The organism is Prevotella sp. HMSC077E09, assembly GCF_001814685.1.
Taxonomy (GTDB): domain Bacteria; phylum Bacteroidota; class Bacteroidia; order Bacteroidales; family Bacteroidaceae; genus Prevotella; species Prevotella oris.
This window is the reverse complement of record NZ_KV817495.1, coordinates 13,315-33,123: the sequence shown is the minus strand read 5'-3', so window position 1 is coordinate 33,123 and position 19,809 is coordinate 13,315. Positions and strand designations below refer to the sequence as shown.

At 44.7% G+C, this 19,809-nt stretch carries 16 protein-coding genes and 2 pseudogenes; 12 read left to right on the top strand and 6 right to left on the bottom strand.

The features are described 5' to 3' along the window. Nucleotides 1-5: 5 nt before the first annotated feature. The 4 genes from HMPREF2983_RS00740 to HMPREF2983_RS00725 all read right to left on the bottom strand — a co-directional run bounded on the left by HMPREF2983_RS00740 (nucleotide 6) and on the right by HMPREF2983_RS00725 (nucleotide 3,931). The gene (locus HMPREF2983_RS00740) at nucleotides 6-713 is read right to left on the bottom strand and encodes an SPOR domain-containing protein (RefSeq protein WP_070665699.1); all 708 of its coding nucleotides are present in this window, start codon (nucleotides 711-713) and stop codon (nucleotides 6-8) included. An 86-nt stretch (nucleotides 714-799) separates the two neighbouring features. Then, entirely contained in the window at nucleotides 800-2,863 is a 2,064-nt protein-coding gene (locus tag HMPREF2983_RS00735) for a BT_3928 family protein (protein ID WP_083316625.1), read from the bottom strand. Between the two features lie 35 nt (nucleotides 2,864-2,898). Beyond that, on the bottom strand, nucleotides 2,899-3,447 hold the full coding sequence (locus HMPREF2983_RS00730; RefSeq protein WP_004377016.1) for a DUF1599 domain-containing protein: 549 nt from the start codon (nucleotides 3,445-3,447) through the stop codon (nucleotides 2,899-2,901). Nucleotides 3,448-3,523: 76 nt separating this feature from the next. Next, nucleotides 3,524-3,931 carry a hypothetical protein gene (locus HMPREF2983_RS00725; protein ID WP_070665695.1) on the bottom strand — a complete coding sequence of 136 codons (408 nt, stop codon included), beginning with the start codon at nucleotides 3,929-3,931 and terminating at the stop codon, nucleotides 3,524-3,526. Between the two features lie 101 nt (nucleotides 3,932-4,032). Here HMPREF2983_RS00725 and HMPREF2983_RS00720 point away from each other — a divergent pair, with 101 nt between their 5' ends. The 6 genes and pseudogenes from HMPREF2983_RS00720 to HMPREF2983_RS00695 form a co-directional block, all read left to right on the top strand. Next, complete coding sequence (locus HMPREF2983_RS00720; protein WP_070665692.1) at nucleotides 4,033-5,484, top strand: CCA tRNA nucleotidyltransferase; 1,452 nt, start codon at nucleotides 4,033-4,035, stop codon at nucleotides 5,482-5,484. Between the two features lie 1,360 nt (nucleotides 5,485-6,844). Beyond that, nucleotides 6,845-7,102: a DUF4160 domain-containing protein gene (locus tag HMPREF2983_RS00715; protein WP_004377013.1), complete on the top strand. Its 258-nt coding sequence runs from the start codon at nucleotides 6,845-6,847 to the stop codon at nucleotides 7,100-7,102. Nucleotides 7,103-7,105: 3 nt separating this feature from the next. After that, the gene (locus HMPREF2983_RS00710) at nucleotides 7,106-7,366 is read left to right on the top strand and encodes a DUF2442 domain-containing protein (protein ID WP_070665689.1); all 261 of its coding nucleotides are present in this window, start codon (nucleotides 7,106-7,108) and stop codon (nucleotides 7,364-7,366) included. Between the two features lie 276 nt (nucleotides 7,367-7,642). Further along, the gene (locus HMPREF2983_RS00705) at nucleotides 7,643-8,368 is read left to right on the top strand and encodes a hypothetical protein (RefSeq protein WP_070665686.1); all 726 of its coding nucleotides are present in this window, start codon (nucleotides 7,643-7,645) and stop codon (nucleotides 8,366-8,368) included. 350 nt (nucleotides 8,369-8,718) lie between these two features. After that, the gene (locus HMPREF2983_RS00700; RefSeq protein ID WP_070665683.1) at nucleotides 8,719-9,918 is read left to right on the top strand and encodes an efflux RND transporter periplasmic adaptor subunit; all 1,200 of its coding nucleotides are present in this window, start codon (nucleotides 8,719-8,721) and stop codon (nucleotides 9,916-9,918) included. Between the two features lie 99 nt (nucleotides 9,919-10,017). Next, nucleotides 10,018-13,149: pseudogene (locus tag HMPREF2983_RS00695) on the top strand (efflux RND transporter permease subunit); the annotation flags it as partial. Here the strand turns inward: HMPREF2983_RS00695 and HMPREF2983_RS14465 are convergent. Then, nucleotides 13,084-13,326: pseudogene (locus HMPREF2983_RS14465) on the bottom strand (hypothetical protein); the annotation flags it as partial. The pseudogenes HMPREF2983_RS00695 and HMPREF2983_RS14465 overlap by 66 nt on opposite strands. On the opposite strand from HMPREF2983_RS14465, the gene HMPREF2983_RS00690 reads away from it, so the two are divergent. Beyond that, nucleotides 13,292-14,692 (top strand): TolC family protein, encoded by a 1,401-nt coding sequence (locus HMPREF2983_RS00690; RefSeq protein ID WP_070665677.1) that lies wholly within the window; start codon nucleotides 13,292-13,294, stop codon nucleotides 14,690-14,692. The pseudogene HMPREF2983_RS14465 and the gene HMPREF2983_RS00690 overlap by 35 nt on opposite strands. 211 nt (nucleotides 14,693-14,903) lie before the next feature. Further along, entirely contained in the window at nucleotides 14,904-15,686 is a 783-nt protein-coding gene (gene lpxA, locus HMPREF2983_RS00685; RefSeq protein ID WP_070665674.1) for an acyl-ACP--UDP-N-acetylglucosamine O-acyltransferase, read from the top strand. Nucleotides 15,687-16,162: 476 nt separating this feature from the next. On the opposite strand, the gene HMPREF2983_RS00680 is transcribed toward lpxA, so the two are convergent. Then, nucleotides 16,163-16,945 carry a radical SAM protein gene (locus HMPREF2983_RS00680; RefSeq protein WP_004377006.1) on the bottom strand — a complete coding sequence of 261 codons (783 nt, stop codon included), beginning with the start codon at nucleotides 16,943-16,945 and terminating at the stop codon, nucleotides 16,163-16,165. A gap of 151 nt (nucleotides 16,946-17,096) precedes the next feature. Between HMPREF2983_RS00680 and HMPREF2983_RS00675 the strand changes: the two genes are divergently transcribed. The 4 genes from HMPREF2983_RS00675 (at nucleotide 17,097) to truB (ending at nucleotide 19,804) form a co-directional block, all read left to right on the top strand. Further along, on the top strand, nucleotides 17,097-17,975 hold the full coding sequence (locus tag HMPREF2983_RS00675) for a cell division protein FtsX (protein ID WP_004371658.1): 879 nt from the start codon (nucleotides 17,097-17,099) through the stop codon (nucleotides 17,973-17,975). A gap of 75 nt (nucleotides 17,976-18,050) precedes the next feature. Then, nucleotides 18,051-18,293 (top strand): DUF3098 domain-containing protein, encoded by a 243-nt coding sequence (locus HMPREF2983_RS00670; RefSeq protein ID WP_004371659.1) that lies wholly within the window; start codon nucleotides 18,051-18,053, stop codon nucleotides 18,291-18,293. After that, nucleotides 18,293-19,123, top strand: a complete 831-nt coding sequence (locus HMPREF2983_RS00665; RefSeq protein WP_004371660.1) for an undecaprenyl-diphosphate phosphatase — start codon at nucleotides 18,293-18,295, stop codon at nucleotides 19,121-19,123. The genes HMPREF2983_RS00670 and HMPREF2983_RS00665 overlap by 1 nt, the downstream gene beginning before the upstream one ends. Continuing rightward, the gene (gene truB, locus HMPREF2983_RS00660) at nucleotides 19,124-19,804 is read left to right on the top strand and encodes a tRNA pseudouridine(55) synthase TruB (RefSeq protein ID WP_070665670.1); all 681 of its coding nucleotides are present in this window, start codon (nucleotides 19,124-19,126) and stop codon (nucleotides 19,802-19,804) included. It begins immediately after the preceding gene. Nucleotides 19,805-19,809: the final 5 nt, after the last annotated feature.

Below are 19,809 nucleotides of genomic sequence, written 5' to 3'. Positions count from 1 at the left end.
GCAACTTAATATTGCACGGTAATCTTTCCTTTGACGATGCAGGCCTGGTGATAGCCGAGGGCTTTCACCTTGCGGAGCATTTCGCTGGCCTCTTCAAAGCTTCGATAGTTGCCCACACGACATATCCAATGGGGCGAATAGAAATGCACATAGACAGGTTGCCCAGGGTATTTCATCTTGATGGCTGTGCTTGCTTGTTCGGCTTTCTGGCGGTCGAGACGTGAGTTCCCGCCCGAGAAAGCCTGTACACGATAGCCAACAATCTTGTGACTTCCACGCATTACTTTCTTTCGCATGTCGACAGTTGGAATGTTGATTTCATTCTCGTCCTGCGGCTTGTTGGCAGGTTCTGTCTTCTTTTGCGTTGTATTTTCGTGCCGTTCGATAGGCTTTTCAACGGACTCCGTCTTGCTTTCTGCATGCTTGGCAGAGTCACCGGTGATGACATGTTGGGGCTTTTTAGTCTCTTTTTGAACAGCTTCAGTCTTGTTGGTTGTAGCGTTATTCTTTATAATCTCTTTCTTGGAGTTGTTCGTAACCTGCGGCTTTGTCTGTTTGCTGCCATTGACGAGTTCGTCGATTTCCTTGCTTTGCGTGACAGTTACAGTGCCTTTTCCGGGTTCGTTCTTTTTCAGATGGTCAAGGAAAGTCTGTGCATGAGTTGGAATAACCATGCAAATCATGACACCTAAGAGCCAAGCGAACTTTTTCATTTCCTATTGGATTAATTAAAATATTGGAAAGAAAGGAACCGAAGTCCGGCTTCGTTCCCTGACTTTCCAATGTTAGTTTCGTTTCATTACTTCTTCCAAGCATCGATGATTCCCTTGAAATCAGCAGCTTTCAAAGAAGCACCGCCGATCAAACCACCGTCGATATTCGGTTTGGAGAACAGCTCGGGAGCATTTGAAGCCTTGCAGCTTCCACCGTAAAGGATAGAGGTTTCTTCTGCAACTTCCTTGCCATACTTCTCTGCTACGATAGAACGGATGTAGCAAAGCATCTCTTCTGCCTGGTCAGAAGTAGCGGTCTTGCCGGTACCAATGGCCCAGATGGGTTCGTAAGCCAATACGATGTTCTTCCACTCTTCAGCGGTAAGATTGAATACACTGCCGTCAAGTTCGGCCTTAACAACAGCGTTCTGGCGGTTTGACTCGCGCTCTTCGAGGGTCTCACCACAGCAGAAAATCACCTTCAGACCGTGCTTCAAAGCCAACTGTACCTTTTCTTTCAGGATCTCTGCAGTTTCACCATAGTACTGACGACGCTCTGAATGACCGAGGATTACATACTGTGCGCCGGTGCTTTTTACCATTTCTGCAGACACTTCTCCAGTGAAAGCACCCTTCTCTTTGTCTGCACAGTTCTCTGCGCCAAGGCCAACCAAGTCGGCATTCAGCACCTGGGCAACACTTGCCAAGTGGATGAATGGGGTGCAGATTACTACGTCACAGTTAGGCTTTTCAGCTGTCATTGCCTCGTTGATCTCCTTTGCGAGAGCAATACCTTCTTGCAGGTTGAGGTTCATTTTCCAGTTACCTGCTACGATTTTCTTTCTCATTTTACTTTTCTTTTTATTAAAGAGTTGATATAATCTTTGTTTATCTTTCTTTTCTTTCAGCCTCACCCACTTGCTCCATGCCCACAGACGGTCGGCTAAAGTGAGTAGGGTCAGTGGCAATATGAACCACAGAATAATCTCTAATATCTTGCCAGGAACGCTGTCTTGCGGCATCTTTCCCAATGCAGATTGCGTGATGGGCAGCGACAGTTTGGTCCCGTTGGGCAGTTGATTATGGCTCCATTTGTTGATAATCGTGCCGTCTTTAAGCAACAACAGACCGGGATTACTGCGCACAATTGTCTTCAATGTAGTTTCGTCTGTGATGCAGAATGGATACTCTGCTCCCGTGATGTCTCTCCATCGTTGAATGGCTTTCGCAGTGCTTGCCGTCAGACAATAGAATGGAATATTATAGGTCTGGGCGTACTCATAGAGTTGATCAATGTCGCCGAAATTGCTATCATCGGCCCTTTCTAAATACGGAGCAATCAGCAGAAACGTATATCCTTTGTGACGAAGCACACTGTCTGTGAGGTCTTTTCCTGTTTTCCTGTCTGCAATAGAGAAGTCATGAATGGGCGGAATGTAGCCTTCTTTGACTTGCACTGTCTTGCTGTCAATGAACTTCCAGGTGGAATCTGGATAGTCATTAAGTGTGAATTCCTTACGCTGTCCGCCTTTCTCCATGATGAAAGTGGTTTCAAACAGTGGTTGTTCTGCATCTTTCGGTATCTCCATTCCATGTGGAATATTCGTGCCGATGCGGTAAGGACGAAAGTCAAACAGTGGCAGATAGTAAAGGCTCAGACCGCTGCTGACAAAGATAAACACAATCGTATAGTTGATGACTATCCACTGGTTGCTTTCTGAGATGAAGCGGAACATCGCCAAAGGTCTTTGCATGATGACGATTGAACAGCCCAGAAGGATGATGTTCTTCACGAGTGTTTCTGTGTTTGTCAAATGCAAAGCATCCCCAAAACAGCCACAATCTTTCACCGGATTTGCCACGACCAACCACACGGTTATCAGCGTCATGATGCTCATGAAGACTACTATCAACTTGGAAATGAGCCTCCGTTGGATGGCAAAAAGCAGGAAAATGCCCATACAGAACTCAACAGCTGCAAGCAAAACTGCCATAATCAACAGCATCCAATCGGGTAGAAAGCCCGGTATTCCAATTGCTCCGAGGTAGTCTTGTAACTTATATTGCAGTCCAATAGGGTCTATAGCCTTCACGAAACCCGAGAAGATGAACGTCAGTGCCACGATGATGCGGCAGAGATTTACTGTCATTTTCAGTAGTCGTTGGCTCACTGTTGTGTTGCTTTTTATTCCTTTTCAGTCAGTTTGATGACTCCGAATACAGCATAGTTGATGATGTCCATATAGTTTGCATCAATGCCTTCGGATACCAAAGTCTGGCCATTAATGTCTTCAATTTCCTTTATCCGTACCAACTTCGTGAGGATAAAATCCGTGTAACTACTTACACGCATGGCTCTCCAAACCTCGTCGTAATCGTGGTTTTTCTTCAACATCAGCTCCAAAGCTGCCTTGGCATATTTGTCATAAAGACTCAAGGCTTCCTCTGTGGTCATATCAACGGCATCGACAAACCCATGTTCAAGCTGGATAAGTCCAATGATTCCGTAGTTGATTAACCCGATAAATTCGGGACGAATGCCTTCGCCTACGAGTGATTTCTTCTTGATTTCAAGTGATCGGATACGCTTTGCCTTGATGAGAAGTTGGTCCGTTAAGGACTCAGGACGCAGCAAACGCCACGATGCCCCATAGTCATGTAGCTTCTTGTTGAAAAGCTCACGACATTCTTTCATGACGTTCTTAAACTGTTCCTCTGTGTTAGAATGTTTCATAAGTTCAAAAACTTTGCAATTGCAAAGTTACTTATTTATAATGAAACAGCCAAATTTTTGGTTGCTGCTTTGGTTCTTATGGATGTTGCTGACGATAGCGGATCATCTTTACCACACCACACATGGCTTCGTATCTTGCCTTGAGGGAGTCGCATTTTACATGTAGCATGTTGCGCTCAAACAAAGGGCGTTTGCCCTCAAGTGCATGAAGAGTGACCTGCAAAGAAGAGTCTGTTTTCGCTATATCTGCCTGTGCCATCTTCAGTGAAGCGTCCTGCCATATCTTCAAAGCTGCCTTTCGTGACTCTACAGCTTCAGGGTAATCCTTGCGCAAGGCCATGATAGAATCGAGCGTTTGAGCGTAGTATCCCGCTTCATACAGCGCCTCTATCTGCGCCATGAGCGGTGCAGCTTTCTCGTCTTGTGTCTCTGCACAGCCGCAAAGAGAGGCACTGACAGCAAGTAACCAAAAATAATTCTTCATGGTTGCAAAATTATAAAAAACTATGTGAAACGGCATATTCTGCACTAATTTTTAGTAACTTTGTACGCAATTTATAGCAAGTTAAGAGAAAATAAGCAACAATGAGAAATCTAACTGACGCTGATTTGGCGCGTCTACTCAATAAAGATATCTTCCACCTGATTTCAGAAGCGGCCGACAAACTGGCACTTGAGTGCTATGTTGTGGGCGGATATGTGCGTGATTTGTTCCTTGAACGCCCGTCAAACGATATAGATGTCGTTGTCGTTGGCAGTGGAATACAGGTTGCAAGCGAACTGAAGAACCGCTTGGGCAGGCGTGCTCATCTCTCAGTGTTCCGTAATTTCGGCACAGCACAGGTGAAATATGGTGGCATGGAGATTGAATTCGTGGGGGCACGAAAGGAGAGTTACAGCCACGATTCGCGCAAACCGCATGTTGAAGACGGTACACTTGAAGACGATCAGAACCGCCGTGACTTCACCATCAATGCCTTGGCAGTATGCCTGAACAAGGAGCATTTCGGCCAACTTGTTGATCCTTTCGATGGCGTTTACGACATGGAAGACGGCATTATCCGTACACCGCTCGACCCAGATATAACATTTTCCGATGATCCTCTGCGCATGATGCGTTGTATTCGCTTTGCAACACAGTTGAATTTCTTTATCGAAGACGAGACGTTTGAAGCCTTGCAGCGTAATGCCGAGCGTATAAAAATCATCAGTGGAGAGCGTATTGACGACGAACTTAACAAGATAATGCTGACCCAAACGCCAAGCAAAGGCTTCATAGATCTTTACCGTTGTGGGCTGCTTCAGCTGATTATCCCCGAGTTGGTGGCGCTTGATGTGGTTGAAACCCGCAATGGTCGTGCCCACAAGAATAACTTCTATCATACTTTAGAAGTGCTTGATAACCTCTGCAAAGCGCAAACTGACAATGGCAAGTTAGGCGAAATGGCCCTCTGGTTGCGCTGGTCGGCACTGTTTCATGACATAGGAAAGCCTCGTTGTAAGCGTTGGGACAACGTTATCGGCTGGTCTTTCCACAACCATAACTACGTGGGTGCAAAGATGATACCGGGCATATTCCGTCGCATGAAGCTGCCTATGGACAGCAAGATGAAGTATGTTCAGAAGATGGTCGACCTGCACATGCGTCCTATTGTCATTGCCGATGAAGAAGTAACCGACAGTGCTGTGCGCCGTTTGATGAATGATGCGGGCGATGATATTGACGATTTAATGATGCTCTGTGAGGCTGATATCACGAGTAAGAACCAAGTGCGAAAACAGCGTTTCTTAGATAACTTCCGCATTGTTCGCGAGAAAATAGCCGATTTGAAGGTGCGCGATTACAAACGACTCCTGCAACCTTGCATCGACGGTAACGAGATTATGGAGATGTTCCACCTTGGCCCTTGCCGTGAAGTAGGCCAATTAAAGCAGACTTTGAAAGACGCAGTGCTCGACAACAAGGTTGAAAATGAACGCGAACCCCTCATGCAATTGTTGATGAAGAAGGCTAAAAGCATGGGGCTGATAGAGTAGAAAAGAGAAGTGTCTAAGCGTGATATTGCAGATTGTCTGTTAATCTGTTCTCTTGAAGAAAAGCCTTTTAGATGTGAGCACTACGCAGACAATGAAGCAAATAAGTGCGAAAGGTAGACTGCATAAAGCGGCTTTCCAAAAAGAGAAATGATAAAAATAAAGGAATAAACTTGTGGGTATATAGATGCTAAGAAAGCCTGCACAGACACAATACATGAAGGGAACGGGTTCCCGAACGAGCATGATTTTATGGCTACAATGGTTACATCTTGTCGGGTAGTTTGTGCCTCGATAGATATACAAGAAGCAGCGTTTTAGGGAGATTTCTTTGTGACAATATGGGCATTCTCTGTTTCTCATTCTCTGTTTCTCTGTGAATATAGGCAACGAATAGGTGTTCTCAAGTTGAGAGGTCTATGTTTTGTTTCGCACTTCTTTGACGTTTTTATTTTTTAAATCTTCATCCGAAAGCATCATTGTTATTATTCTTTTATTCATTAATTTGTTTGGTTTTAGATGTTTGACTCTATGTTACAAATATACAGATTGTAAGGAGAATAACAATCATCAATGTGACTAAGAGATGTTAAATCCTTGAAAAAACTTCATTCTTTGTCGTCTATCAGTTTTGTTTTTATAGATTTATTGCAGGCATTGTTGTTGCAAAATTAGAATAAATCTTTGGCTATTATGGTTTTGTCTCCTATACAAAACGGCACCTTTTAGTTTGCCGTTCCATTTTATCCCGCTACATATTTTCTCTTCGTTTTGTAAACTTTGTTGACCAAAAAACATGTAGTTTCATTTCTGCAAAATAGAAATTGAAAATCAAGAAAAAGGTTCTTTCTCATCATTTTCTGATGAGTTGCTTTTCAATTTCAGTTGTCTTACGTTGCATTTTGACTCATGTTGCATGGTAATTAGCGTCAGATAGCATTGCTGAATGACTGATATTGCATGCTGAAGTGACTGATTTTATACGTTGATTTCATTCATTTTACATGCTTTTATCATGTTTTTTTGTGTTGAATTTTGTTGCATATTGCCTAACTTTTTGATAGATAAGAAGTTGTAAAAAAGACTCAAAACTCGCGTATTTCGAGTCAAAGTCTTTTTCATTTCAAATACGCGAGTTTTACAACGACAATTATAAATATTCTTTACTGCATTCTTCTTGTATTCCTACTTGTTTTTTCACAGTGTTTAAATGCTTGTTCAAAGAAGACTGTCTATATGTTCCTTTTCATTTTGTCTTTAGCTTATTTCCCAACAAGATTAAGCAGAAAGATATTCAATCATTTGCAAATATCGCTTTAATTTCCTATATTTGCCTTGTGATAAACAATAAAACTGAAACGTTATGCCAGAGATAAGCCGATTTTATGGAATTGTAATTTATATGTATATAGCAGATCATAATCCGCCACATTTCCATATTTGGTATGATGATTATAAAGCAACAATGACCATAACTGACGGAATAGTCACAGGCTCTTTACCTCGCAGAGCTATTAAAATGGTATATGAATGGCTTGATTTGCATAAGGAAGAGTTAATGGAAAACTGGGAACGGCTTTCTAATCGTGAGTCAGCTAACAAGATAGAACCCTTAAAATAAACGATGATGAAACAGAAAGATAGTGCTCAGATATTAACGGTTACAGCAGCGGTGTATGTAAGTGATAACACGCTTCGTATCACTTTCAGCAATGGAGAGGAACGGTTGCTCGACTTCACTCCGTTGATGCAGGAAGGTATTTGCCGAAAATTGCAGGATAAGGACTATTTCAAATCGTTTACATTAGACCCGTTTACGATTGATTGGAACAACGAAGTAGGTTTTGCACCCGAGTTTCTTTATGCACAAAGTGTGCGCTTATAGAGTATATTATAGTAGTTTTGTCCTTTTATTTTGTTTCATTGTATTCTGCTTCATTGTTGAGATTGCAGAATTGGGTGATTGATTTCTTTGAGGAGATTCAAAGGTGTGGGGTTAGCAATGGCTATTATAAATACAATCTCTTGCTGTTTTCTTGCATTCCTACTCATTTGTAGGTAGCTTGCATTTCATGTGGTTTAGGTATTGTTATGATTGTAGAAAAGGCATATATTTGTAAAGTCTTAACAGATTAATTCATATCTAAAACCACAATTAAAGATGAAAAAGAATTTTTTATTAAGTGTCGTGTTGCTGTGCATGGTAGGTCTTATGGCAATGGCAGGAAGTCCTGTCGGTAAGGCTAAAATGGTGAAGAAGCCAACTCAAAGGCAGGCGAAAGTGGAGGGAACTTATGTTGCGTTTTTCTCTGACAACGGTGCAAATGCGTCGAAATGGGACTCGCTCTGGCTTGCTGAAGCTGCGAAGTATGTGGGCAAGGAAAAGGCTTCCGAGGCTGTGGCTAAGATGAAAAATAAGTGCAACGGCACCTGTATTGGGAGTGAAGCTGTAAGGAAATTCGGAGCTTTTGCCAATGACAATAAGGATTACAGTGGCACTTTTCAGTTTGATTGTCGCTTCAAACATGGTGTAGATCAATTGACTTTCAAAGGCAGAAGGATTACAGGAGTCGATGCAAGTGGCTCACGTGTGTTCTCGCATACCTATTCTTTGGTTGGGAAAGACAAGGCCTTCGGTGCCGAATTCTATAAGAGTGATGATGGCAATCGGGACGAATTCACTTACTTTATGTTGCTTCCCGACACGCCGGCTGACACTTATCACATCGAACTTCGATATGGTTCGAACATCGAAGCACTGAAGAACATGCGCATGGGTAAGTATGCTTACTGGATGATAGGGGCTGTACGTGCGGGCAATGATGCCGATTGTGCAGCTGCAATCAAGCTGTATGTGGAAGAGAATCTGCGTGCAGAGAAACATTAAAATAGGTTTATGTTATCCGTTTGCTGAGCGTAGTCAGCCGAAAAGAAAAGGCTTGGACGTCTGTTGAATGCCAGCCCTTTGTACGCATGTAACATGCATATGAAGGGCTGTCTTTGCTTTTCCAGCTTTTGTTTTAGGGATGGCTTATGTGCTTCTTGCTGTAATCTTTGTTAAAAAGTAAAGTCAATTCATGACACTTTCTGATTTTAATTTGTAACTTTGCAGTACCAAAACTCTTTTGTTGTTTTGGGTTTTCTTATAACGATTTGATGCAACATGAAATCCGATAGCGGGCATCAGTTGCAGAAAGAAAATAGGAATAGGATAAGTTCTAAATATATAAAATAGGTATGAAAATTATTAAGTTTTTGTTTGTTGCGGCAGTAACCGCTTCGCTTACTGCTTGTGGCGGTGGCGGCTCAATGCCTAAATTCGGCAACAACGAGTTCCCTGTTGAGACGGTTGGTGCCAACAGCGCATCGCTTCAGTCCACATATCCGGCAACGATAAAAGGCATTCAAGATGTTGAAGTTCGCCCTAAAGTGTCGGGCTTCATCACGAGAGTTTATGTGCATGAAGGACAGGTTGTGAAAGCCGGTCAGCCGCTTTTTTCAATCGATAGTGAAACTTATCAGGCTGCAGTTCGCCAGGCACAGGCCAGTGTCAACACGGCCCGTGCACAGCTGAATACGGCTCGTTTGACTTATGAAAATAACAAGAAGCTGTTTGATAAGAAGGTAATCGGGCAATATGAACTGTCTACTGCGCAGAACACTTATGCCACAGCACAGGCTTCTTTGTCGCAGGCCATGGCTGCATTGGCCTCTGCAAAGGAGACTTTAAGCTGGTGTATGGTGAAGAGTCCTGCCGCTGGTGTGATTGGCAGTTTGCCTTATAAAGCGGGCGCATTAGTCAGTGCTTCGTCGGTTGATCCATTGACTACGGTTTCTGATGTCAGTACGGTTGAGGTGTTCTTCTCCATGTCGGAGAATGATATTCTGGGGCTGACGAAGACCGCAGGAAGCGTTACTGCTGCACTGAAAGACCTTCCGGCGGTGAAGTTGCAGCTTGTTGATGGTTCGCTATACAACCATCCCGGGAAGGTTGTTAAGATGAGTGGAGTGATTAACTCCTCTACAGGTGCCTATTCACTCATTGCTCATTTTGCCAATCCTGAACGCCTGTTGAAGAGTGGGGGAGCCGGACAGATCATCATTCCACGCACAGACAATCATGCGATTGTTATTCCCCAAGAGGCTACAGTGTCTGTTCAAGACAAGCTGTTTGTGTATAAAGTGGGTAAAAATAATAAGGTGTATTACACTGAAATCAAGGTGAACCCACAGAATGACGGCAACACTTATATTGTGACAAGCGGTCTTTCGGTAGGCGACCGCATTGTTGTTAAAGGCTTGACGAAACTTTCCGACAAGATGAAAATCAAGCCGGTGACGCTTGCAGCCTATCAAAAGAGCATTGATGATGCCGCTAAACTCGGTGCCAAGCAAGGCTCGGCAAGTGGCTTTGTTGATGTAATGAAAGGAAAATAAGATAAGAATGTTTTCGATAAACCAAATGAGTAAGGTCAAGTTTCCTTGAACTTTATCATGGCAAGAAAGCGCACTTATGGTGAAATGAAATAAGAACGTATGACATTTACAAACTTTATTAAGCGCCCGGTACTGTCGACGGTGATTTCAATCTTCTTCGTCTTGCTGGGTGCAATCGGTCTGGTTTCACTGCCGATTGAGCAGTATCCAGACATCGCACCGCCTACAATATCGGTCATGACCTCGTATACGGGAGCCGATGCACAGACAGTTTTGAACTCCGTTATTACGCCTTTGGAAGAGAGTATCAATGGTGTAGAGAACATGACTTATATGTCTTCGACCGCAACTAACTCGGGAATGGCGATGATAACGGTATATTTCAAGCAGGGATCGAATGCAGATATGGCAGCCGTCAACGTGCAGAACCGTGTCCAGCAGGCTCAGGCTTTGCTGCCGGCTGAGGTTACTCGTGCCGGTGTGACAGTCTCTAAGCGTCAGTCTTCCAATGTAATCATGTATTCATTGACCACAGAAGACGGTCGTTATGACGGTCAGTTCCTGACAAACTACAATAACATCAACATCGTTCCACAGTTGAAACGTATCAAAGGTGTAGGTGATGTGCAGACGCCGGGAACGGAGACTTATTCCATGAGAATATGGCTTCAACCCGACAAGATGAAGCAGTATGGCTTGGTTCCTTCTGATATAACCGGTGTATTGGCAGAGCAGAACATCGAAGCAGCGCCTGGTTCTTTGGGCGAAAGTGGGTCTGTTGCCTATGAATATGCACTGAGATATAAAGGTCGTCTGAAGTCGGTTCCGGAGTTTGAAAACATCATGTTGAAAAGCTCAATGACGGGAGAGACCCTGCGATTGAAGGATGTTGCCAAGGTAGAATTAGGCGCATTGATGTATAATGTGAGGCTCATCAACAACGGACAGCCTGCAGTTATGGGTATGGTTAACCAGATTGCAGGGTCTAATGCCACGGATATTGCCAAGGCTGTAAAGGCTGCTTTGAAAGAAGCCAGCAAGAGTTTCCCTCCCGGAATGGAATATACGATAGAGCAGGATACTACAGAATTCCTCTTCGCTTCCATTGAAGAAGTAGTTATAACGCTGTTCATTACGTTGGCATTGGTATTCTTTGTGGTCTATATTTTCCTGCAGGATATACGCTCAACGCTTATTCCTTTGATTGCCGTTCCTGTGGCATTGATAGGTACTTTCTTCTTCCTTTGGGTCTTTGGGTTCTCAATCAACCTGCTTGTTCTGTCCGCTTTGCTGCTTGCCATCGCCATTGTTGTGGATGATGCCATAGTAGTTGTTGAGGCCGTTCATGCCAAGTTAGACCAAGGTTACAAGAGTGCTTTGACGGCATCTATTGATGCAATGAACGAAATTTCAGGCGCTATCATCTCCATTACGCTTGTAATGGCGGCAGTGTTCGTGCCTGTTTCCTTCCTCGGAGGCACCTCGGGAACGTTCTATAGAGAGTTCGGTGTGACGATGGCACTGTCAATTGTCATCTCCGCTCTTAACGCTTTGACACTTTCTCCGGCTCTCTGTGCGATACTGTTGAAGCCACATGACGAGGAAAAAGACGAGACAAACAAGAACTTTGTGAGTCGTTTCCACAGTAATTTCAACCGTATCTTCGATAAGACTACTAATAAATATAAGAAAGGTGTCACCCGTATTATCAACCATAAGGTGTGGGCTGGCATTGCCGTTGCTGTTGGAATAGCAGCTTTGGTGATTACAATGAAGTTCACAAAGACGGGACTTGTGCCTGATGAAGATACCGGAACGCTGTTCGTGATGATATCAGCTAATCCGGGAACGAGCCAGGAACGGACTCACGAAATCGTTGAGGAAGTAGACAAGATGCTGGCAAGTAATCCTGCCATTCAGCGTCGCGAAGGCATTGCCGGCTATAACTTCATTGCCGGACAAGGTTCGGATCAGGCTACGTTCATCATCAAGTTGAAGCCTTTCGAAGAGCGTTCAGGCGGCTTCTTCACACGCATCAAGAATGCAATCTCGCAGGGAGACCCGATGGCTTTGCTTGTAAATCCGTTGGAATCGAACTCTGTTTTAGGCATGATCTATAAGCAGACGGCTTCTATCAAGGATGCCCAGATCTTGGCATTCGGCCCTCCAATGGTGCCGGGTTTCTCTATTCAGAATGGTATTACGATGACACTTCAGGACAAAACCGGTGGAGATTTGAACAAGTTCTTCAACGTTGCGCAGGACTTCCTCAAGGAGTTGAACAAGCGACCAGAGGTGAAGCAGGCCATGACAACATATAATCCTAACTATCCACAGTACATGGTTGACGTCGATGTTGCCAAGACAAAGCAGGCCGGTATCTCTCCAACTGTGGTGCTTTCTACGCTGCAAGGCTACCTCGGGGGTATGTATGCATCCAATTTCAACGCTTATGGTAAGCTCTATCGTGTGATGATTCAGGCTGCACCAAACGACCGTTTACGTCCTGAACAGTTGTCGAATATCTACGTTCGCACGGCAAGTGGTCAGATGTCTCCAGTCTCGGAGTTCTGTACTTTGAAGCGTGTTTACGGCCCATCCAATATTGCCCGCTTCAATTTGTATACCGCAATAAACGTCAGTGTGACGCCAAACACGGGCTATTCTTCAGGTCAAGCCATGCAAGCTATAGCCGAAGTGTCGAAGAATACGATGCCTCAGGGCTACGGATATGAGTATTCCGGACTGACAAGATCAGAGGCGGAGAGCAGCAATGCAACGGCTATTGTGCTCGTTCTCTGTGTGATCTTCGTCTATTTAATCCTCAGTGCACAGTACGAGAGCTATGTTCTTCCGTTGTCGGTAATCCTTTCCATTCCGTTCGGATTGGCCGGAGCATTCCTCTTTACGATGCTCTTCGGACACTCGAATGACATCTATATGCAGATTTCGCTCATCATGTTGATCGGTCTGTTGGCTAAGAATGCCATCTTGATTGTACAGTTTGCGCTCGAAAGACGACACACTGGTATGGCTATCAAGTATAGTGCTATCCTCGGTGCAGCTGCTCGTCTGCGTCCAATTCTGATGACTTCACTCGCTATGGTCATAGGTCTTCTGCCGTTGATGTTTGCAAGTGGTGTTGGCAAGAACGGCAACCAGACCCTTGGTGCGGCTGCCGTGGGCGGTATGTTGATTGGTACTTTGTGTCAGCTTTTCATTGTTCCGGCTCTCTTTGTGGCTTTCCAATGGTTGCAAGAGAAGATTTCTCCGTTGAAGTTTGAAGAGGAACTGAACGAGGAGGTGACCTCCGAACTTGAGCAATATGCCCACAAGAATGGTGTCGTAACCCTTAACAACAATAAGAATTAAGATGATGAAGAATATAAATAAGACGATATTTCTCATGGCAATTGCAGCCGTCATGCTGACGGGATGTAAGAGTCTTTATGGCAAATATGAACGTCCGGAGGTCAACACGAGCGGTGTGTTCCGCGATGTTGTCTCCGACAAAGACACGCTTGTCGCAACAGATACGGCTACATTTGCCAACATCCCATGGCGCAGTGTGTTTACCGATACACAGCTGCAGAGGCTTATTGAGCAGGGATTGGGCCACAACCCAAACCTTCTCAATGCTGCATTGAACGTGCAAATGGCCGAGGCTCAGCTCAAGGCGGCTAAGCTTTCATTTCTTCCTTCGTTTGCTTTTACGCCACAAGGCACTATCTCTTCATGGGATGGAAACAAGGCAAACAAGGTTTACAGCTTGCCGGTTACAGCCAGTTGGAACGTAGATCTCTTTGGAACTCTGCTCTCTTCGAAGCGTGCTGCACAGGTAGCTTTGCTACAAAGCAAGGATTATCAGGTCTCTGTTCAGACCAAGTTGATTGCCAACATCGCCAATATGTACTACACACTCCTTATGCTTGACAAGCAAATGGAATTGGTAACAGACATGGAAAAGCTGACGAAAGACACCTGGGATATCATGGTCTTGCAGAAAGATGCCATAGTAGGTGTGCGCTCTACTGCCGTTCAAAGAGCCGAAGCCAACTACTATTCAGTGCTCACCCAAAAGGTAGATATCAAGCGACAGATACGTGAAACCGAGAACGCTCTTTCGCTTTTAATCGGTCAGCAGGCACAAAGTATCAGCCGAGGCAAGCTTGAAGACCAGATGCTGCCAGTTAATTTCTCTACCGGAGTGGGGCTGCATTTACTGCAAAATCGTGCTGATGTCCACGCCGCTGAAATGGCATTGGCGCAGTGTTTCTATAATGTGGAGACCGCACGCAGCCGTTTCTATCCCGTGCTTAACATCAATGCGAGTGGTGCTTTCACTAATAGTGGGGGCATGGGGATAGTTAATCCCGGCAAGTGGTTACTCACTGCAGTCGGTTCCTTGACGCAACCTATCTTCCAGAATGGTAAACTTGTGGCCGGACTTAAAGTGGCGAAAGCTCAATACGAGCAGGCTTTCAACACCTGGCAGAACGCTGTTCTCACTGCAGGAAGCGAGGTCAGCAACGCTCTGGTGCAATATAACAGCGCCGAAGAGAAGTCGAAAGTTGAGGCCAAGCAGATTGAAGTGCTCAAGAAGAACGTTGACGACACAAAGGAATTAATGGCAAGTGCAGGCAGCACCTATCTTGAAGTGATCACCGCACAGAGCAGTCTTCTCAATGCAGAACTCTCCAAAGTGGCCGATGATTTCAGCAAGATGCAGGCCGTAGTCAATCTCTATAGTGCATTAGGAGGAGGGAGTAGGTAATGTGAAATGAGGAATGTGGTATGTGGAATGATGCTGATAAGGAGTGTTGAATGAGGAATGTGAAATGATATGTCATGCTACATTCCACATTAAAACAATTCCACATCCAACACTCCTCACTTCACATTAAAACACAATTCCACATTTCTCACTCCTCATTCCACATTAAAATAACTTCACATTAAACATTACTCATTCAACATTTACAACTATGTCAAGTGATATAAGTCCAAGAGCAGAGGTGTCACCGAAAGCTAAAATCGGCGACAACTGCAAGATATTTCCGTTCGTGTATATTGAAGACGACGTAGTGATCGGCGACAACTGTGTGCTTTTTCCATTCACGAGTATCCTCAACGGCACGAAGATGGGCAGCAACAACAAGGTGCATCAGTGTGCAGTCTTGGGCGCATTGCCACAGGATTTCAATTTCTGCGGCGAACAAAGTGAGCTTATCATCGGCGACAATAACATCATTCGTGAGAACGTAGTCATTAACCGTGCCACGCATGAAGGCTGCAAAACCGTCATCGGCAACGGCAACTTTCTCATGGAAGGCGTTCATATTTCACATGATACTGTCGTGGGAAACCACTGCGTTTTCGGTTATGGCACGAAGATTGCAGGCGATTGTTGCATCGGCGATAATGTCATTTTCAGCTCCAGTGTCATAGAGAATGCAAAGACACGTGTCGGCAGTTTGGCCATGATTCAGGCTGGAACGACATTCTCAAAAGACGTGCCACCGTATACCATTGTTGGTGGAAAACCAGCCTCATATACCGGGCCTAACAACGTAATGATGGGCAGTAACGGCATTGATGAAAAGGTTCAGAAGCATGTTGCAAACGCCTATCGACTCGTGTTCCACGGTCAGACGAGTCTCTTTGATGCCGTGCATCAGATTAAAGATCAGGTGCCTGACAGTGCTGAAATCCGTAGTATTGTGGAGTTCCTCAATGCTACTGAATTGGGCATCATAGGTAAAATGTAGGCATACCTATACATTTTACACTACGTGCAGAGGAGGTTTCCGAGAGGTAACCTCCTCTTTTCGGTTAGCTCTCTCAACCGAAACTGCAACGTGATAAAACACGAATGAAAATAGTAAAAAACTGTAACAAAAAAGATTGTTCTGTGGAAATGCAGATTGTTCTGTTTTTCCTTAACTTCAGAAATGACGTGTTTTCAGCTTGCAATCTCGGTCTGATTGTCGTGTCATCTGCCTCAAATCACCTTGTATTTTGACGCAGATTGCATCTCGATTTGACGCAAATGAGAAGTCAGAATGAGGCTTGTTGTGAGCTGTCTCCGTGTTTATCGGGCTTTCATGAAAATCAAGACACGAAAAAAGGAGAGCCGTAACAGACCCTCCGCTGATGCAAAGATAATGAATTTTTGAGGCAAATGCAAATCGGTTTTGAATTATATTGACAATTAATGAGCCAGGGGAGGCTTCCCTCTTTCTCCTTAATAGGATGCCGTGCAAGGTATTCCTTCCGCGATAACACGGTCACGAATGGCATCAAGTTCCTCGTGGGTAGCCTTCAAGAGCGCATGATCCGGGGTCTCACGGTCAATGGTATAAATCATCACTTCTTGCGGTCTGATGCTCTTGACAGCCTGCAACCATGGGTCGACAAACTGCTCCTGCGTGTTGTCTACATCGATTCCATCTTCGGTTTTGCCTTTCATAAACATGGATTGAATAATGACATGCCCCTTGAAAAGCTTCAAGCCTTCAATGATTTTGTGGATATCATACGAGGATTGCAAGGGACGATCCACCGTCCGGATATAGTCCATGTCGACCGTGTCCACTTTCAGTATGTTGTTGTCTACCTTCATCAACGCCTCACGGACACTGTCGTTAAAAATGAAAGTGCTGTTGCTGAGCACGCTGATTTTGGCCTTGGGACAGTATTGGTTGCGCAGTTTGATGGTGTCTTCGATGATTGCCTTGAAATCAGGATGACCAGTAGGTTCGCCGTTCCCCGCAAAAGTCAGTACGTCGGGAAACTCCTCATGTGCGTGCATTTCGCGCAGTTTGGCCTCTAACTGCGTGGCCACTTCCTCGCGTGTAGGTCGCTTTTGAGTAGGCACATGCTGCTTGTTGAAGCCGCATTCGCAATAGATGCAGTCGAAAGTACACACCTTACCGTCGGCCGGCATAAGGTTGATGCCTAATGAAATCCCCAATCTGCGACTGTGAACAGGGCCGAAAATGGGAGAGGGATAAATGATTGTGCTCATATTTGTGACAAAGATAGCGAAATATATCAGGATTACAGGTGTTGCTACTAAATTAGAATGATTTAATAGTTAATGGAGGTTAAACTATTGTATGACGGCGAATTAAGCATTATCTTTGCAGGATATTTGGTGTATTATACGCTGTTGTGGAATGAGAAAGAAACGTAAAGCTGCTCGCAATCGTCACGGATTGCAGGTTGTTACTTTGTGTATCAGCACGGCTATGGTGTTGATTTTGTTGGGAATTGTCGTCTTTTCTGTGCTTACAGCCAGGAATATGTCAACCTATGTAAAGGAGAATCTTGTTGTAACGATGATGCTTCAGGACGATATGACCAATCCCGAAGCACAGCAACTTTGCAGTCGTTTGCATCAGTATCCTTATATTAATAAAGTGGATTTCATCAGTAAGGAGCAGGCTTTGAAGGAGCAGACACAGGCTTTGGGAACAGATCCTTCGGAGTTTATCGGCATCAATCCGTTTCAGGCTTCCATAGAGATTAAGCTCAAAGGTGACTATGCCAACAACGATTCTTTGAAATGGATTACCAAGGAATTGAAGCGTTATCCTAAGGTGGGTAATATCACCTATCAGAAAGGTTTGATGGAAAGTGTCAACACGTTTTTGCAGAAAATCAGTTTTGTTCTGTTGATATTGGCGGGCTTGCTGACGTTTGTGTCGTTCTCACTCATCAGCAACACCGTGCGCTTGAGTATCTATGCACGTCGTTTCTCCATTCATACGATGAAGTTGGTCGGTGCCTCGTGGGGGTTCATTCGCCGTCCGTTTGTGTGGCGGTCAGTGGCGGTCGGCATCGTTGCAGCTTTGTTGGCAGTGATCGTATTGGGCTGTTTTGTCTATGCACTCTACACGTATGAACCCGAAATCTTGACGGTGGTTACCCCCGAAGTGATGGCGATAACGGCCTTGGCTGTGTTCCTTTTTGGCATCATCATCACGGCAATCTGTGCGAGTCTTTCAGTCAACAAGTTCCTGAAGATGAAAGCCGGCGAACTGTATAAAATTTGATTTCAATGCTTGTGATGGGTCATTTGTGCATGTGGCAAGGCTCAAAGCAGGAAAACATATAACAGAAAACAATTTATGGACAAAAAGAATTTAGCATTCGATAAGGTCAACTTCATCCTGTTGGCCATAGGAATGGCAGTTGTTATTTTGGGCTTTATCCTCATGAGTGGCAGTGGTTCTACAGAGCAAGCCTTTAATCCGGAGGTGTTCAGTACGATGAGAATAAAGGTTGCTCCGGTAGTTTGTTTCGTCGGTTTTGTGTCGATTATCTACGCAATCATCCGTAAACCAAAAGACATCAACACCGAGGAAGACTAATGGATTTCATTCAAACGCTCATCATTGCGATTGTTGAAGGACTGACAGAGTTCCTTCCTGTGTCGTCAACAGGACACATGATTATCACGCAGAACCTGCTCGGTGTGCCACAGGGTGACCCTTTTGTTCATGCGTTTACATTCATTATTCAGTTTGGAGCCATTCTTTCGGTGGTGTGCCTTTATTGGAAACGTTTCTTCCAGATGCGCACCAAAGAAGAGTTCTTCAGTAAGATGAAGTTCTATGGACTGCTGATAGTAGGCGTCATACCTGCGGTTATCGTAGGTTTGTTGGCCAAGAAGAGTGGTCTGCTTGATAGATTGCTCGACAGTGTTGAAGTTGTTGCGGTAACCTTAGTGCTGGGAGGTGTGTTCATGTTGTTCTGTGATCGCCTCTTCAATAAGGGCACTGAAGATAATAAGGTGGATTGGAAACGCGCATTGAAGATAGGTTGTTTCCAGTGTCTTTCGGTCATTCCGGGCATGAGTCGCAGTATGTCGACGATTGTAGGTGGTATGCAACAGAAGCTGACTCGTCGGCGGGCAGCCGAGTTTTCATTCTTTCTTGCAGTGCCTACTATGGCGGGTGCCACGTTGCTTGACCTGTTGGATATGTTCAAAGAAGGTACAGATTGGGCCACAACGCATAATATAGAGATGCTCGTCTTAGGCTGTGTGGTAGCCTTTATCGTAGCAATCTTCGCCATGAAATGGTTTGTAAGCTTCCTCACGAGATATGGTTTCAAGGCCTTTGGATGGTATCGTATCATCATCGGTACAGTGATTTTGCTACTTTTGGCCACGGGCCATTCACTCGTAATGGTTGACTAAATGGATTTCAAGGCAGGAGAGATTTTTGCGATAGACAAGCCTTATCGCATTTCAAGTTTCGGCGCATTGGCTCACGTGCGCTATGTGCTTTCACGCACATTGGGCTATAAAGTGAAGATTGGTCATGCCGGAACGCTCGACCCTTTGGCTACGGGGGTGCTCATTCTCTGTACGGGAAAAGCCACCAAACGCATTGAAGAATTCCAGGGACAGACGAAGGAATACACGGCAACACTGCAGTTGGGAGCCACTACAGCAAGCTATGATATGGAGCATGAAGTCAATGCAACCTTTCCTACAGCACATATTACGCGGGCTTTGATAGATGAAAAGTTGCAGCAGTTCATTGGAGATATAGCGCAGGTTCCCCCTACTTTCAGTGCTGTAAAGGTGAATGGTGACCGCGCTTATGAATTGCGTCGTGCCGGCGAAGAGGTGAAATTGAGTCCCAAGCAGATACATATCGACGAAATTGAAGTGACTGATTTCGATGCAGGAAAGATGTTGTTGAGCATTCGTGTGGTGTGTGGCAAGGGTACATATATCCGTGCTTTGGCTCGTGATTTAGGTCGAGCACTTGACAGCGGAGCCTATCTGACCGCACTCCGACGTACCCGTGTGGGAGAATTCACGATTGGAAAATGTCTCGATTACGAGCATATCAGAGAATGGATAGAATAAAGTTA